General features: G+C 70.8%; 14 protein-coding genes. 6 read left to right on the plus strand and 8 right to left on the minus strand.

Going from position 1 to position 14532, the window contains the following annotated elements; genetic code table 11:
- Positions 1-25 precede the first annotated feature (25 nt).
- A complete protein-coding gene (tkt, locus tag P3T27_RS13875) occupies positions 26-2125 on the minus strand; it encodes a transketolase (protein ID WP_280678018.1) in 2100 nt (699 codons plus the stop codon).
- 464 nt (positions 2126-2589) lie between these two features.
- Here tkt and P3T27_RS13880 point away from each other — a divergent pair, with 464 nt between their 5' ends.
- Positions 2590-3537 carry a heme o synthase gene (locus P3T27_RS13880; protein WP_280678020.1) on the plus strand — a complete coding sequence of 316 codons (948 nt, stop codon included), beginning with the start codon at positions 2590-2592 and terminating at the stop codon, positions 3535-3537.
- A 64-nt stretch (positions 3538-3601) separates the two neighbouring features.
- Here P3T27_RS13880 and P3T27_RS13885 read toward each other — a convergent pair whose 3' ends face one another.
- Positions 3602-4243, minus strand: coding sequence for a DUF2461 domain-containing protein (locus tag P3T27_RS13885; protein ID WP_280678022.1), 642 nt, complete (start codon positions 4241-4243; stop codon positions 3602-3604).
- Between the two features lie 72 nt (positions 4244-4315).
- On the opposite strand from P3T27_RS13885, the gene P3T27_RS13890 reads away from it, so the two are divergent.
- Positions 4316-4654, plus strand: coding sequence for a hypothetical protein (locus P3T27_RS13890; protein WP_063349518.1), 339 nt, complete (start codon positions 4316-4318; stop codon positions 4652-4654).
- A 104-nt stretch (positions 4655-4758) separates the two neighbouring features.
- A complete protein-coding gene (locus P3T27_RS13895; RefSeq protein WP_280678026.1) occupies positions 4759-5949 on the plus strand; it encodes a UDP-N-acetylglucosamine--N-acetylmuramyl-(pentapeptide) pyrophosphoryl-undecaprenol N-acetylglucosamine transferase in 1191 nt (396 codons plus the stop codon).
- Here the strand turns inward: P3T27_RS13895 and P3T27_RS13900 are convergent.
- From P3T27_RS13900 to P3T27_RS13910, 3 genes are all read right to left on the minus strand, one after another.
- Positions 5946-6332, minus strand: a complete 387-nt coding sequence (locus P3T27_RS13900; RefSeq protein WP_280678028.1) for a hypothetical protein — start codon at positions 6330-6332, stop codon at positions 5946-5948. The two genes, P3T27_RS13895 and P3T27_RS13900, sit on opposite strands and share 4 nt — an antisense overlap.
- 646 nt (positions 6333-6978) lie before the next feature.
- The gene (locus P3T27_RS13905; RefSeq protein WP_280678030.1) at positions 6979-7461 is read right to left on the minus strand and encodes an ATP-binding protein; all 483 of its coding nucleotides are present in this window, start codon (positions 7459-7461) and stop codon (positions 6979-6981) included.
- A 135-nt stretch (positions 7462-7596) separates the two neighbouring features.
- Positions 7597-8376 (minus strand): GntR family transcriptional regulator, encoded by a 780-nt coding sequence (locus P3T27_RS13910; protein ID WP_280678032.1) that lies wholly within the window; start codon positions 8374-8376, stop codon positions 7597-7599.
- A gap of 17 nt (positions 8377-8393) precedes the next feature.
- Here P3T27_RS13910 and P3T27_RS13915 point away from each other — a divergent pair, with 17 nt between their 5' ends.
- Positions 8394-8855 carry an NUDIX domain-containing protein gene (locus P3T27_RS13915; protein ID WP_280678323.1) on the plus strand — a complete coding sequence of 154 codons (462 nt, stop codon included), beginning with the start codon at positions 8394-8396 and terminating at the stop codon, positions 8853-8855.
- Between the two features lie 223 nt (positions 8856-9078).
- On the opposite strand, the gene P3T27_RS13920 is transcribed toward P3T27_RS13915, so the two are convergent.
- On the minus strand, positions 9079-10059 hold the full coding sequence (locus tag P3T27_RS13920; RefSeq protein ID WP_280678034.1) for a COX15/CtaA family protein: 981 nt from the start codon (positions 10057-10059) through the stop codon (positions 9079-9081).
- Between the two features lie 188 nt (positions 10060-10247).
- Between P3T27_RS13920 and P3T27_RS13925 the strand changes: the two genes are divergently transcribed.
- Together P3T27_RS13925 and P3T27_RS13930 are read left to right on the plus strand one after the other, a co-directional pair.
- Positions 10248-11606 (plus strand): choice-of-anchor A family protein, encoded by a 1359-nt coding sequence (locus P3T27_RS13925; RefSeq protein WP_280678036.1) that lies wholly within the window; start codon positions 10248-10250, stop codon positions 11604-11606.
- Between the two features lie 300 nt (positions 11607-11906).
- On the plus strand, positions 11907-12614 hold the full coding sequence (locus tag P3T27_RS13930) for an LAETG motif-containing sortase-dependent surface protein (RefSeq protein ID WP_280678038.1): 708 nt from the start codon (positions 11907-11909) through the stop codon (positions 12612-12614).
- Positions 12615-12686: 72 nt separating this feature from the next.
- Here P3T27_RS13930 and P3T27_RS13935 read toward each other — a convergent pair whose 3' ends face one another.
- Entirely contained in the window at positions 12687-13406 is a 720-nt protein-coding gene (locus P3T27_RS13935) for an ABC transporter permease (protein ID WP_280678325.1), read from the minus strand.
- A gap of 74 nt (positions 13407-13480) precedes the next feature.
- Positions 13481-14407, minus strand: coding sequence for an ABC transporter ATP-binding protein (locus tag P3T27_RS13940; RefSeq protein WP_280678040.1), 927 nt, complete (start codon positions 14405-14407; stop codon positions 13481-13483).
- Positions 14408-14532 lie beyond the last annotated feature (125 nt).

Raw genomic sequence — 14532 nt, forward strand, 5'->3', positions numbered from 1 at the left:
GGCGGGCACACGGCCCGAGGAGGCGTCAGCGGTTGACGGCCTCAAGGGAGCGGAGGGCGTTGTGCGCCTCGGCCACCACGCGCTCGGCGGTCAGGCCGAACTCCTCGAACAGCACCTTGTAGTCGGCGGAGGCGCCGAAGTGCTCCAGCGACACGATCCGGCCGTGGTCGCCGACCAGCTCGCGCCAGCCCTGCCCGATGCCGGCCTCGACCGACACCCGGGCCTTGACCGACGGCGGCAGCACGCTGTCGCGGTAGGCCTGGTCCTGCTCCTGGAACCACTCGAAGGACGGCACCGAGACCACCCGGGCGGCGATGCCCTCGGCCTCCAGCACCTCGCGGGCCTTGACGGCCAGCTGGACCTCGGAGCCGGTGCCCAGCAGGATCACCTGTGGGTCGCCGGTGGAGGCCTCGGCCAGGATGTAGGCGCCCTTGGCGGTGCCCTCGGCGGAGCCGAAGACCTCGCGGTCGAAGGTCGGGACGTTCTGACGGGTGAGCGCGAGGCCGACCGGGCCGGGGTGGCTGGTCTGGCGCTCGATGACGGTGCGCCAGGCGACGGCCGTCTCGTTGGCGTCGGCCGGGCGGACCATGGACAGGCCCGGGATGGCGCGCAGCGAGGCCAGGTGCTCGACCGGCTGGTGGGTCGGGCCGTCCTCGCCGAGGCCGATCGAGTCGTGCGTCCAGACGTAGGTGACCGGCAGCTTCATCAGCGCGGCCAGGCGGACGGCCGGGCGCATGTAGTCGGCGAAGACCAGGAAGGTGCCGCCGTACACGCGGGTCTTGCCGTGCAGCGCGATGCCGTTCATGGTCGAGCCCATGGCGTGCTCGCGGATGCCGAAGTGGATCGTCCGGCCGTACGGGCTGGCGCTCTTCAGCGGGTTGCCCTCGGGCAGGAACGAGCTGTCCTCGTCGATGGTGGTGAGGTTGGACTCCGCGAGGTCGGCCGAGCCGCCCCACAGCTCCGGGATCACCGCGCCGATCGCCTTGAGGGTCTCGCCGGAGGCCTTGCGGGTGGCGACGTCCTTGCCGGCCGGGAAGGACGGGACGGCCTTCTTCCAGCCCTCGGGCAGCTCGCCGGCCTGGATGCGGTCGAACTCGGCGGCGCGGTGCGGGTTGGCGGCGCGCCAGGCCTCCAGGGACTGCTCCCACCCGGTGCGGAAGGCCTTGCCGCGCTTGATCACCTCGCGGGCGTGCTCGATCACCCGGTCGTCGACCTCGAAGGTCTTCTCCGGGTCGAAGCCCAGGACCTTCTTGGTGGCGGCGATCTCGGCGGCGCCGAGCGCGGAGCCGTGCGCCTTGGCGGTGTTCTGGGCGTCCGGGGCCGGCCAGGCGATGATCGTGCGCATCGCGATGATCGACGGGCGACCGGTCTCGGCCTTGGCCGCGGCCAGCGCGTCGGCCAGGGCGGCCACGTCGATGTCGCCGTTGGACTTCGGGGTGACCCGCTGGACGTGCCAGCCGTACGCCTCGTAGCGCTTGAGGACGTCTTCGGAGAAGGCGGTCTCGGTGTCGCCCTCGATCGAGATGTGGTTGTCGTCGTACAGGGCGACCAGGTTGCCCAGCTTCTGGTGGCCGGCCAGCGAGGAGGCCTCGGCGGAGATGCCCTCCTCCAGGTCGCCGTCGGAGACGATGGCCCAGACGGTGTGGTCGAAGGGGGACTCGCCGGCCGGGGCGTCCGGGTCGAACAGGCCGCGCTCGTAGCGGGCGGCCATCGCCATGCCGACCGCGTTGGCGATGCCCTGGCCGAGCGGGCCGGTGGTGGTCTCCACGCCCGCGGTGTGGCCGTGCTCCGGGTGGCCCGGGGTGCGGCTGCCCGCGACGCGGAAGGCCTTCAGGTCGTCGAGCTCCAGGCCGTAGCCCGAGAGGTACAGCTGGGTGTAGAGGGTCAGGCTGGTGTGCCCCGGGGACAGCACGAACCGGTCGCGGCCGACCCAGGAGGGGTCGGTCGGGTCGTGGCGCAGGAACCGCTGGAAGATCAGGTACGCGGCCGGGGCCAGCGACATGGCCGTCCCGGGGTGTCCGTTGCCGACCTTCTGGACGGCGTCCATGGCCAGAACCCGCGCTGTGTCAACCGTGCGCTCATCCAGTTCGGACCACTCGAATGCGTTCGTCGGCGTCGTGCTCACCCTGTCTCAGGGCTCCTTCCGTTGTGAAGAGTGACCCCGTGAATGGGGACCGGGTCGGCCACGGCGCTGTGGTCTCGACGCTGGGTGGTGCCGGTCACGGAGGGTAGATCCCGCTTCTGCGTGCGAGCCTACCGCCCGGGCCGGGGCTCACCCTCCGTGCTGGGACAACCAGGAAATCCGTATGGTGATTCCCACGAGGGCGGTCTGCATGCTTTTGCCCCAGCCTCTCCTGTTTTACGGCACCCTGCCGCTCCGGTGGTCAGGACGGGGGAGCGCACGCGCGCCGGGGCGGTTTCGTCGCTTCACCCAGTCGGTTCACTCGGGGGTGTGCCATCGGCCTCGCCGAGGGACCCCGGAGCCGGATGGGATATATGGAGCGTCTAAGGTGGCGTGGTACGCGCAGAGCGGACGATTTCGGGACCTTCGTTCCTGTGGACGCCTGCGAGGATTCATCTTCAGTTGGGGTGTTAGTGACCGCCGTCGAAACCCGTCCCGCCGGGGTCACCGGGGCGACTCCTGCGCACCGGCCCATCGGGGCCCGTGTCGGCGCCTTCGTCGCACTGACCAAGCCGCGGATCATCGAACTGCTGCTGATGAGCACGGTGCCGGTGATGTTCCTGGCCCAGCAGGGTGTCCCGAACATGCTGCTGGTGCTGAAGGTCGTGGTCGGCGGCTACCTCTCGGCGGGCGGCGCCAACGCCCTCAACATGTACATCGACCGCGACATCGACGCGGTGATGTCGCGGACCGAGCGGCGCCCGATCGTCACCGGGATGGTGTCGCCGCGCGAGGCGCTGGTGTTCGGCGTCGTCCTCGCGATCGTCTCGACCCTGCTGCTGGGCTTCGGCGTCAACTGGCTCTCCTCCGGACTGGCCCTCGGCGCGCTGCTGTTCTACGTGTTCGTCTACACGCTGGGGCTCAAGCGGCGCACCTCGCAGAACATCGTCTGGGGCGGCATCGCCGGCTGCATGCCGGTGCTGATCGGCTGGTCCTCGGTCACCAACTCGCTGTCCTGGGCGGCCGTGGCGCTGTTCCTGGTGGTGTTCTTCTGGACGCCGCCGCACACCTGGGTGCTCTCGATGAAGGTGCGCGAGGACTACGAGCGGGCCGGTGTGCCGATGCTGCCGGTGGTCAAGGGCAACGTCGCGGTCGGCAAGCAGGTCGTCGTCTACTCCTGGGTGATGGTGGCGACCTCGCTGGCGGTGTGGCCGCTGGGGCACATGAGCTGGCTGTACCCCGTCACCGCGGTGCTGCTCGGCGCGTTCTGGCTGCGCGAGGCGCACGCGTTGTACGCGCGGGCCAAGGCCGGGGTCGTGGGCGCGAAGCTGAAGGAGATGCGGCTGTTCCACTGGTCGATCACCTACCTGTCGCTGCTGTTCGTGGTGTGCGCGATCGACCCGTTCGTGAAGTAACACCTGACGTAGGCAAGCGAGGAGCCCCGGTCCGCGGACCGGGGCTCCTCCGCGTTCGGCGGCTTCAGCGGCTCGAGAGTTCGGAGGGGCCGACGTGGTCGTCCAGCCAGTCCTTGAGCGGCTGGGAGGCACGCAGGAAGGCGGTGATCCGGGTGTGGGCCGTACGCGTGCCCAGCCACTTCGCGGGCGCCCACTCCTGCCAGGCCACCAGGCCCTTGTGGCGCAGCAGCTCGATCCTCGGGTGGTCCTTGGGGAAGCCACGCGGGGCGGACTTGAGGGAGTCCCGGCCGAACACCTGCGGGCCGTCCGCCGCCACCGCGGCGATCACCCGCTCCAGCTCGGCGCCGCTGACGTCCTCGGCGACGGCGGCGCGGTAGCGCTCCAGCTGGTCGGGGGCGAGCTGGTACATGCCGTTGCCGCAGGCCAGGCCGTCGGCGGAGAGCTGGATGTAGCCGCCGGCCTCCAGGTGCGCGCCGATGTGCGTCTTGTACGGGGACTTGTCGGCGCTGAAGCGGACGTCGCGGTTGGGGCGGAAGATCTTCCCCGGCCCGAACTCCGGCTCCAGGTCGGCGAGCAGCAGCTCCATCGGGGCCCGTACGGTGTCGTCGTACTGGTCCTTGTGGCCCTGCCAGAAGGTCTTCGAGTTGTCGGCCTCCAGGTGCTCGTAGAAGTCGAGAGCCTCGGTCGGCCAGCCTTTGAACGTCACGCCTTCAGTATGTGTCCCGGTGCACAAGGTGCTCCCGTCGCCAGGTCGCTTACCGGTGGGTAGCATGCGGGCATGAGCAGCGCAGAGACCGCCACCGCCGCCGCGCCGGACGCCCGTACCGAGCGTCGCGCCAAGCGCATCGCCAAGCACCTCAGCAGCTTCGCCCGCCAGCACGGGGGCGGCGCCGATGCGGTCGTCGAGTACGTCGGCGCCGTGGCCACCCGGATCGTCGTGGTCGGCGCGGACGGCGCCTGGGGCGACCAGGTGGCCCCGAGCTACGCCGTCGGCCGCCGGGCCGCCGAGCTCGCCGGGCTGACCCTGCACGACGACTTCGAGGGCGAGCTGGCCCTCAAGGTGAAGACCGGCCCGTACGAGTGGAAGCGGATGGCCGGGATCCAGCTCGGCGGCTGAGGCCCTGGTTCTGAATACGGCGACGGCCCGGCTCCCCAGGTGGGGAGCCGTGCCGTCGTGGTGTGCCCGGCAGCACGTGGCCCGGAGGCTGCTATGTTCCAGGCGTGAACCGTGACGTCAGCGCTCTCGTCTCTCGTCTTGGCCGGCCTCTGCGGCTGATCGTCACGGGCGGCGGGACCGGCGGCCATACCTATCCGGCCCTCACCGCGATCCGTGCCCTGCGCTCGCGTCTCGCCGAGGCTGACGGCGCGCTGGACGTGCTGTGGATCGGCACTGCCACCGGCCTTGAGACCAAGGTGACCGCCGCCGAGAACATTCCGTTCAGGACCGTCGCCACCGGGAAGATCCGGCGCTCCGCCAACCCGCTCAAGCTGGTGTCGCCCGCCAACGTCAAGGACATGGGCCGTGTCCCCCTGGGCGTCGCGCAGGCCCGCTCAGCGGTCGCCGAGTTCGCTCCGGACGTGGTGCTCGGCACGGGCGGCTACGTCGCGGTGCCGGTCGGGATGGCCGCCCGGATGTGCCACCGGCCGCTGGTCGTCCACGAGCAGACCGTCCGGCTCGGCCTGGGCAACCGGGCCCTGGCCCGGATGGCGACGCGTGTCGCGGTCTCCTCCGAGTCGACGCTCCAGTTCCTGCCCGAGTCAGCCCGTGCCACCGCCGTGGTGACCGGCAACCCGGTACGCCCGGAGGTACTGACTGGCCAGGGCGACAAGGCGATCCAGGCGCTCGGGCTGTGGGGCTTCGACCGTTCCCTGCCGACCGTGTACGTGACCGGCGGAGCGCAGGGCTCCCAGCAGATCAACGAGCTGGTCAGCGAGATCCTGCCGTGGCTGCTCGGCCACGCCAACGTGGTCCACCAGTGCGGGCCCAGCCACGAAGCGCGGTTGCGGGAGCGGGCGGCGTCGCTTCCCGAGCACCTACGTGCCCGGTACCTGGTGACCGGCTTCGTCGGCCCGGAGCTGCCGGACGTGCTGGCCCTCGCGGACGTGGTCGTCTCCCGCAGCGGTGCGGGGACGCTGGCCGAGCTGACCGCGCTGGGGCGGGCCGCGGTGTTCATCCCACTGGGGACGTCGGCCGGGAACGAGCAGGAGCACAACGCCCGTCACCTGTCGGATGCCGGAGCGGCGGTAGCCCTGATCGGCCGGGCCGCTCCGGACACCCTTCAGGACGCGATCGGGCCGCTCCTCACCGACCCGGCCCGCCGCGCGGACATCGCGCGGCGGGCCGCCGAGCACGGTCGGCCGGATGCTGCTGACCGTCTCGTGGACGTGCTGCTGTCGGTCGTGGACCGTTAGTTCTCCAGGTCCAGTAGGTGCCGGACGGCGCCGGCCTGGATGGTGTCCACGCACAGCAGGTAAGCCGGGTAGTCGCTCTCCCAGGGGTCGGGCACGTCCTCGCCGCTGATGTACAGGTCGAGCTTTCCGGCGGCCGGGGTGCCGTCCGTCATGGTCTGGAGTTCGGCGAGGACGGCGTGGTCCATGGCCAGCACGGCGTCGGCCCAGTCGAGCATGCGGTGGTTGACCTTGACCGCGCGGTGGTCGCGGATGTCGTGGCCGGCGTCCTCGGCGGCCCGGATGGCGTTGCTGTGCGCCGGGGCGCCGACGTGGCGCTCGCGCAGCCCCGGCCGAACGTACCTCGACCTTCTCCCCGCCGAGGTGGGCGAGCACCGCGGCGGCAAGCGGCGAGCGGTTGTGGTTGCCCAGGCAGACCACCAGGATGCGGTGGCGCTTCGGGTGGCGGAACGTCTCGCTCATCTTCGGCTCCTTGGTGTCGGTCACGCGGTGGACTTGATCGCGTCGGCGAGCGCGGCGACCGTGTAGCGGACGCTGTCGTGGGTCATGGCGGGGTGGAACGGCAGTCCTCTCGGAAGAACTCCTGGAGCTCACCGCGGACGTCGTGGTTGGCGGTCGGGGCGAAGGCGAACGCGCCAGGGATGGCGAGTGGGCGACCGTTCATCGGCGGCTTTCCGTGATGGATGGGCTGGTCCGGTACGGCGCGCGGAAGGGACCGCTCGGCGTGGGAGTGGAGTTCCTGCTGTGCATGGACAGCGAAGCCGAGCAGGATGGCGGGGGCGGTTTCGGCTCGGGTCAGGACATGGCTGTGCTCCTTTCGGGATGAGCGCTGGTGATCTCGGCCGCGCCGCCGGGCCGGCGGCGCGGCCGGGAGTTCAGCGGGAGCGGTTGATCAGCACCAGGGCCGCGGTGATGACGTGCAGCCCGGCAGCGGCGGACACCCCGTAGGCGGCCAGACCCACGTGGGATCAGGGGCGGAGGGTGGAGGCGGCGCATCGTCGGAGTCGTAACTCTCCTCCGGAGGCCGCGAGTTCACCGGGGGATCGGCGCGGGTGTCGCGAGGTCGGCGTGGACGACCTTTCCGAACGGGAGGGGCGTGGCGCCCCAGCGGCCGTGGGTGAGCCGGTGGACCATCGCCAGACCCCGGCCGGACGTGGCGTCGGGCCCGGCCTGGACCATCACGGGCATCGAGCGGGAACCGTCACCGACGAGGATGCGGACGATCCGGTCGGTCGGACAGCGGACGCCGACGAGCATGTGGGTCTGGCAGCAGGTCTCGACCGAGTTGGTGACCAACTCGCTGACGATCACGACGGCGTCGTTCACCAAGTCGTCCAGGCCCCATTCCCGCAGCTTCGCCACGACGAACCGGCGGGCCACAGCCACCGACTCCGGCAGGTAGGGCAGCAGCAGCTCCGCTGCCGTTGACGCCGACATCGAGTTGGTGTCGGGAGTCGCACGACTCTCCGTCGAAGCGTGCTGCATGGGAACTTCCAGGATGTCGGCCTCGGACACGACCATCTCCTCTAAATGAGATGTTTCCATGCACTCATGTACATGAGTGACGGGTAGAAGAGTGCCCGACTCCTGTACATGAGTCAACCCGTCGCGGGAGGAATCTCGCGACGGGTTGAGGGAGTTGATCACTAGTCAGTCATGTGCGGGGAAGCGATAGTCGAGAACGAACTGATCGGCGGCCATGACGGTGTCGCACACCTCCACCACGCGGCCATCCGCAGTGATGGCATCACGAACGAGATGGATCACTGGCGCACCGGGGCTCAGGGTGAGCGCTTTGGTCTCAGGCTTGGTCGCGAGTCGGGCCTGCACGGACTCGGTGAACTCGGCGAGGGAGTAGCCGTGTTCTTCGAGGCGGGCGTAGATGCCGCCGCCACCGGGGTTCTCGGCGAAGACTTCAGGGATGTCCTTGACCACGTCCCACGGCAGGTATGACGTGGCCTCCTCGGTGGGCACCCCATCTCGGAAGTACCGGCGTTTGCGGGCCAGTACCTGGGTGCCGGCGGGAAGACCCAAGCGATCGGCAATCTCGGGAGGTGCTGCTGTGGGGCCCACGAACAGCACGGTCACGGACGGGATGCCGCCGGAGGTCTCCGCCTCTGCGAGGTACGCGGCCTTGCCGGCTTTGCGATGGGCGCGGCGGAATCGGTCCGCAGACTTGCGCTGAACCGGCGGGCGGGAGCGGACGAATGAGCCTCGACCATGGTGCGTCTCGATGAGCTGAGTCGTTCGGAGTTCGGCGATGGCCTTGCGAACCGTCCCGGATGCGACTCCGTACCGCTGCATGAGCTCGGCCTCGCTGGGCACGGTCGCGCCGGGAGCGAGAGCGCCCGACTTGATCTGTGCGGCAAGATCAGCCGCGATCTGCAGGTACTTCGCCGTGGCCGACGAGGCCACCTCACTACTCGCCATAGTCCTTCAGGGCTCCTATTCTCCTGCACATGAGTAACAGTGCCGGGAAGTTCCAGTCAACGCCGCTCCACTCGGTGTCCGTCGCCGGGGTGGTGGTGCGGGAGGACGGTCGGGTACTGGCGATTCGCCGGGCCGACAACGGAACTTGGGAACCCCCGGGTGGCGTGCTGGAGCTGGGTGAAGCCATTGAGGACGGCGTCCGACGCGAGGTCTGCGAGGAGACCGGGATCAAGGTCGGCATGGAACGGCTGACCGGCGTGTACAAGAACGTAAGTCGAGGGATCGTCGCCCTCGTCTTCCGCTGCACACCGGAGGGCGGTGCCGAGCGGCCTTCGGATGAGTCGGTCGAGGTCGACTGGCTCACACCGGCCGAGGTCTCCGACCGCATGGCCGAGGTCTACGCCGTACGCGTCCTGGACGCGCTTCGGGGCGATACAACACCGAGTATCCGAACCCACGACGGCCGACACGTACTGTGACAAGGAAGGTCCCCCCTTGGGGGTGGGTGAACAAGCGGTAGTCGTTTGCCCAGGTGCCGCTCGGTTAGTCGAAGTAAACGACCATGTTGGAGCTGATCATCGATGGACGCGACCCGGAGCCGCCGTTTCACGTTGCGATAGCCCTTCGGTCGATGTGACTCCTTGGCGTACGGCGAAGGCCCCATCGTGGGATGGGGGCCTTCGCCGTACGTCGGGCTTGTGTTCAGACGGTGGCAGCTTGTGGGGTCTGCGCGGGCAGCTGCTCGGGGGCCGCTTCGGCCTCGCGGGTGCGCAGGGCGAGGGGGATGCGCAGGGCGGCGATCCAGGTCAGGGTGGCGCCGAGCATGTGGAGGCCGACCATGAGCTCGGGGGCATCGGTGAAGTACTGGATGAAGCCGAGGACGCCTTGGAGGAGCAGGACCGCGAGCAACTCCTTGGTGCGGGCCTTGGCGGCCGGCGGGGCCTTCACGGCGGCGAAGACGAAGATCATCGCGATGGTCAGGCCCACCGACACGAAGGCGAAGTCGGCGTGGAACTGCGCGAGCCTGTCGTAGTCGATCGGGATGCGGGGGACGATCTTGTTGTCCTGCGGCGTGCCCGGGTGGTGGCCTGCGCCGGTGACCAGGGTGCCGGCGGCGACCAGGAGGCCGACCACTGTGACCAGCACGTAGGAGAGCTGGTGGATCGGGCGGGCGACCGCGAGCTTGGGGGCGCCGTCGCCTTCCTTGGAGCGCTCCCACATGAGGAGTGCGACCCAGACGAGGGCCATCGCGGCGATCATGTGCAGCGCCACCGTGTACGGGTTCAGGCCGGTCAGCACGGTGATGCCGCCGAGCACCGCATTGCTCATCACCAGCCAGAACTGCGCCCAGCCGAGCTTGGTCATGCTCCGCCGCCACGGGCGGTGGCAGCGGGCGGCGAGGATCGCCCAGCCGACTGCCGCGCTCAGTACATAGGTGAGCATCCGGTTGGTGAACTCGACGATGCCGTGGAAGCCCATCTCGGCGGTCGGCGTCAGGCTCTCGGCGGTGCAGCGGGGCCACGTCGTACAGCCGAGGCCGGAGGCGGTGAGTCGGACGGCGCCGCCGGTGACGACGATCACCACGCTCATCACCAGCGCGGCGAACGTGGCGCGCCGGACCATCGCGGCGGTGGGCTGCCAGCGCTCGGCGAGCAGGGAGAAGGGGTTCAGCACGCGCTCCATCGTAGGCGGCCTTACGGGCGATCTTGGGGCGGGGCGCGGGGTGCGGCGCTCGGGGAGCAAACCGGACTGTTCGGGCAAGGTGGTCAATGGTCTTGACCAATCACCCGTTCGGCCGAAAGAGTGCGGATTGGTCCATACCTTTCTCGGGCCTCTCCCACTCCTCCCGCACGTAAGCGGAGATCCTGCACATGCGCATATCCACGTCCGCCGCCGCGCTCGCAGTCGGCGGCTCGCTCGCACTGGCCGGCCTGATCGCCCCCGCCGCCCACGCCGCCGACCCCGGCCAGGAGTGCCGCAGTCTCGGGGTCGCCAACCTCTACGGCGAGTTCATCGAGGGCGACGACACCCACACCCCCGACGCCGAGGGCGCTGTCGCGGTGGGCGGGAACGCCTACTTCGGCGGCGGTTTCTCGGTCGGTCAGGAGCTCACCGCCGCCGAGGTCGACGCGCTGCCCGGCAAGAACGCCCTGGTCGTGGCGGGCAAGCTCAACGGCGGCAACACCCAGGTGATGAAGGGCAACGGCGTCTACGGCTCCAAGGCCGACGGCGCCGTCGTCCAGGCCCACCGGGGCACCGTCGCCCAGGGCGCCTCCCCGATCGACTTCAAGGCCGAGTTCGCCAAGCTGCGCGCCGCCTCCACCGCGCTGGCCGCCGCACCGCAGACCGCCGGTGCCGGCGCCCAGGCCGAGGGCGCCAAGCTGACGTTCACCGGCGGGGACGCGAAGTACAACAGCTTCACCGTCGACGCCGCGAAGCTGCAGGGCGCCAAGGACGTCTACCTCAAGGTGCCGGCCGGCTCGGTCACCGTGGTCAACGTGACCGGCGGCTCCTACGACATGGCGGCGGCCGGGACCACCGGCTTCCACCTGTGGGGCGAGGGCAAGGCGTCCTTCGTCCTGGACGACAAGAACCAGAGCGCGGCGGGCGGGGCGGTCCGGGCCAAGCTGCTCTGGAACTTCCCGACCGCGACCAAGGTGGTCAAGAACGGCGCCGCCGCCTGGGCCGGCACCGTGCTGGCGCCGAACGCCGCCTTCGACCTCGGCAGCGGCGGCCCGGTCAACGGCTCGGTGATCGCCGCCTCGCTGACCGGCAAGGGCGGGGCGGAGACGCACCACTACCCGTTCGCCGGGTGCCTGCCCGGCGTCGTCGTCCCGACGCCGTCCGCCACGCCCACCGTGCCGCCGGTGGTGCCGAGCGGCACGCCGTCGGCCTCCATCACGCCCACCACGCCCACCACGCCCGGGACGCCCGGCGCCTCGGCCACCCCCGGGACCTCGGCGAGCCCCTCGGCCACGCCGTCCGCCTCGGGGAGCGGCAAGCCGGGCACGGGTGCCTCCGCCAGTCCGTCGGCCACCGGCTCGGCGGGTGTGCCGGCCGCCTCCGCCGCGCCCTCGGCGAGTCCGTCCGCCCAGGCGAACGCGGGCGGCAACCTCGCGCACACCGGGTCCGGGCCCGTGGTGCCGCTGGCGATCGGCGGCGCGGTGGTGCTCGCGGCCGGCGGCGCGATCGTGGTCGCCACCCGGCGTCGGGCGGCCCGGAAGGCCTGACTGTTCGCCGGTCGACCGGTGCTGCGCCCTCGGTGATTGAACCTGATCGCCGGGGGCGCACGTTTTTCAGTCAGGTGACGAAGTTCATTCAAGTTTGCCGAATCCGCGTTCTGCGAGGTGGCGGCTGTGATGGGCTGGTCATACACATCAGGCGACGGACCAACAGACGAAATCCGGTCGTGCGGCGGGGTGTGGAGAGGTGCGGGAGTGCCGGTAGAGTCCCCCGGACAGTCGTAGCGGGCCACCGCGAAACCTTCAACACGCCTGCTGCGCAAGACCATTCGGAGGGGAACAGCGTAAATGGCGCGACAGCAGCGGCACATGCGGATCGGCGCGGCGGCACTCGCCGGGACGGCGGCGGCCGGAATTCTCCTGCCTCTGGCGCTGGCAACCAACGCCTCGGCGCACGTGCCGAGTTGGTCGGTGACCTGCGACAAGATCGTGATCGATCTGATCAACTACAGCCCCAAGCCTGACGTGAAGAACACCGTCAGCCTCACCATCGACGGCGAGAAGGTCCTGGACGCCAAGGCCTTCCCCGCGGAGTTCCACGGCACCTTCCCGGTGAAGGACCACACGGCCCCGATCAAGGCGAACCTCGTGGTGAACACCACGGAGAACCCCAACGAAAAGGGCTGGAACATCAACGAGACCAAGACGATCGAGCCGTGCCACACGCCGACTCCGACGCCCACTCCCACCCCGACGCCCACCCCGACCCCGACTCCGACTCCGACTCCGACGCCCACCCCGACCCCGACCCCGTCGCGGACCGTGACGCCGACCCCGAGCACCCCGCCGGTCACCCCGACCCCGTCGGCCTCGCCCACCGCGAGCAAGACCGCGACCCCGACCCCGGTCCCGTCGCCCACCAGCAGCGGCCCGGCGCTCGCCCAGACCGGTAGCAGCGACGCCACCCCGATGATCGCGGCGGCCGGCGGCGGCGTGCTGCTGGTCGGCGGCGCGCTCGTCCTGCTGGCCCGCAAGCGCCGGGGCAACCAGAGCTGACGTTCCGTGGCACACGTGACCGCCCCCCGGCCGAAGTGGCCGGGGGGCGGTTCGCGTACGGGGTCGGGAGGGCTACTCCCAGCGGAAGAAGCGGGCCGCGGCGGCCAGGCCGAGGACGGCCCAGCCGGCCAGGATGCCGAGGTCCGACCAGGGCACCGAGGCCCCGTGCTGCAGGACCGACCGCAGGCCGTCCGAGAGGGCGGAGATCGGCAGCAGCTCCAGCGCCGACTGCACCGCCGAGGGGAACCTGCTCAGCGGCACGATCACGCCGCCGGCCAGCAGCAGCAGGATGAACACCAGGTTCGCGGCGGCCAGGGTGGCCTCCGCCTTGAGCGTGCCGGCCATCAGCAGGCCGAGCCCGGAGAAGGCGGCGGTGCCGAGGACCAGCAGCGCGGCGACCGTCAGCGGGTTGCCCTGCGGAGACCAGCCGAGCGCCAGCGCGATCACCGACAGCAGCGCGACCTGCAGCGCCTCGGTGACCAGCACGCAGCCGGTCTTGGCGGTGAGCAGCGTCCAGCGCGGGAGCGGGCTGGCGCCGAGCCGCTTCAGCACGCCGTAGCGGCGCTCGAAGCCGGTGGCGATGGCCTGCCCGGTGAAGGCGGTGGACAGCACGGCCAGTGCGAGCAGGCCGGGGGCCAGGAAGTCGACCCGCTTGCCCGGGCCCTCGACCGCGACGATGTCCACGGCCGAGAACAGCACCAGCAGCACGGTCGGGATGACCACGGTGAGCAGCAGCTGCTCACCGTTGCGCAGCAGCATCCTGGTCTCGAAGGCGGTCTGGGCGAGCAGCATCCGGCCGACCGGGGCGGCGCCCGGCTTGGGGGCGTAGTCAGTGGCGTCCGGCGTGGGCGCGTAGTCAGTGGTACTCACGAGCGCAGGTCCCGTCCGGTCAGGTCGAGGAAGACGTCTTCGAGGCTGCGGCGCCGCACGGACAGCCGTTCGGGCAGGATGCCGGAGGCCGCGCACCAGCCGGTGACGGTGGCCACCAGCTGCGGGTCGACGGGCGCCTCGATGCGGTAGCCGCCGGGGGAGGTCTCGGCGGCGGTGGCGCCCTCGGGCAGCTCCTTGAGCAGCGGGCCGAGGTCGAGCCCGGGCGGGCCGTCGAAGCGCAGGGCGTTCTCGGCGCCGCCGCGGCACAGCTCCTCGGGGCTGCCGGTCGCGATCACCCGGCCGCGGTCGACGATGGCGACCTGGTCGGCGAGCTGCTCGGCCTCGTCCATGTGGTGGGTGGTGACGACCACCGTGACGCCGTCCCGGCGCAGGTCGCGGACCAGCTCCCAGGTCGCCCGCCGGGCCTGCGGGTCGAGGCCGGCGGTGGGCTCGTCCAGGAAGACCAGCTCGGGGCGGCCGACCACGGCCATGGCCAGGGCGAGCCGCTGCTGCTGGCCGCCGGACAGCCGCCGGTAGGTGGTGCGGCCGCAGGAGCCGAGGCCGAGTCGTTCGACCAGCGCGTCGACGTCCAGCGGGTGGGCGTGCAGCCGGGCGGTGTGGCGCAGCATCTCGACGGCGCGCGCGCCCGCGTACACGCCGCCGGACTGCAGCATGACGCCGATCCGGGGGCGCAGCGCGGCGTTCTGGGCGACCGGGTCGAGGCCGAGGACGCGGACGGTGCCGGCGTCGGGGCGGCGGTAGCCCTCGCAGGTCTCGATGGTGGTGGTCTTGCCGGCGCCGTTGGGGCCGAGGACGGCGGTGATCGCGCCGCGTGCGATGGTGAGGTCGAGGCCGTCCACCGCGGGCTTGTCGCCGTAGCGCTTGACCAGCCCGGCGATCTTCACCGCGGGTTCGGAGTGCATACCGGCGAGTCTAAGAGGGGCGAACGTCCGGCCCGGACGGCGGCCTCGATGATCGTTTCCGCAGGCCAGGTAAGGCTTGCCTGCGTGACAGATGACACGAGTGAGGCCTGCGTCACGGCTTGTCC

Source organism: Kitasatospora sp. MAA19 (genome assembly GCF_029894125.1).
In the GTDB taxonomy this organism is placed as follows: domain Bacteria; phylum Actinomycetota; class Actinomycetes; order Streptomycetales; family Streptomycetaceae; genus Kitasatospora.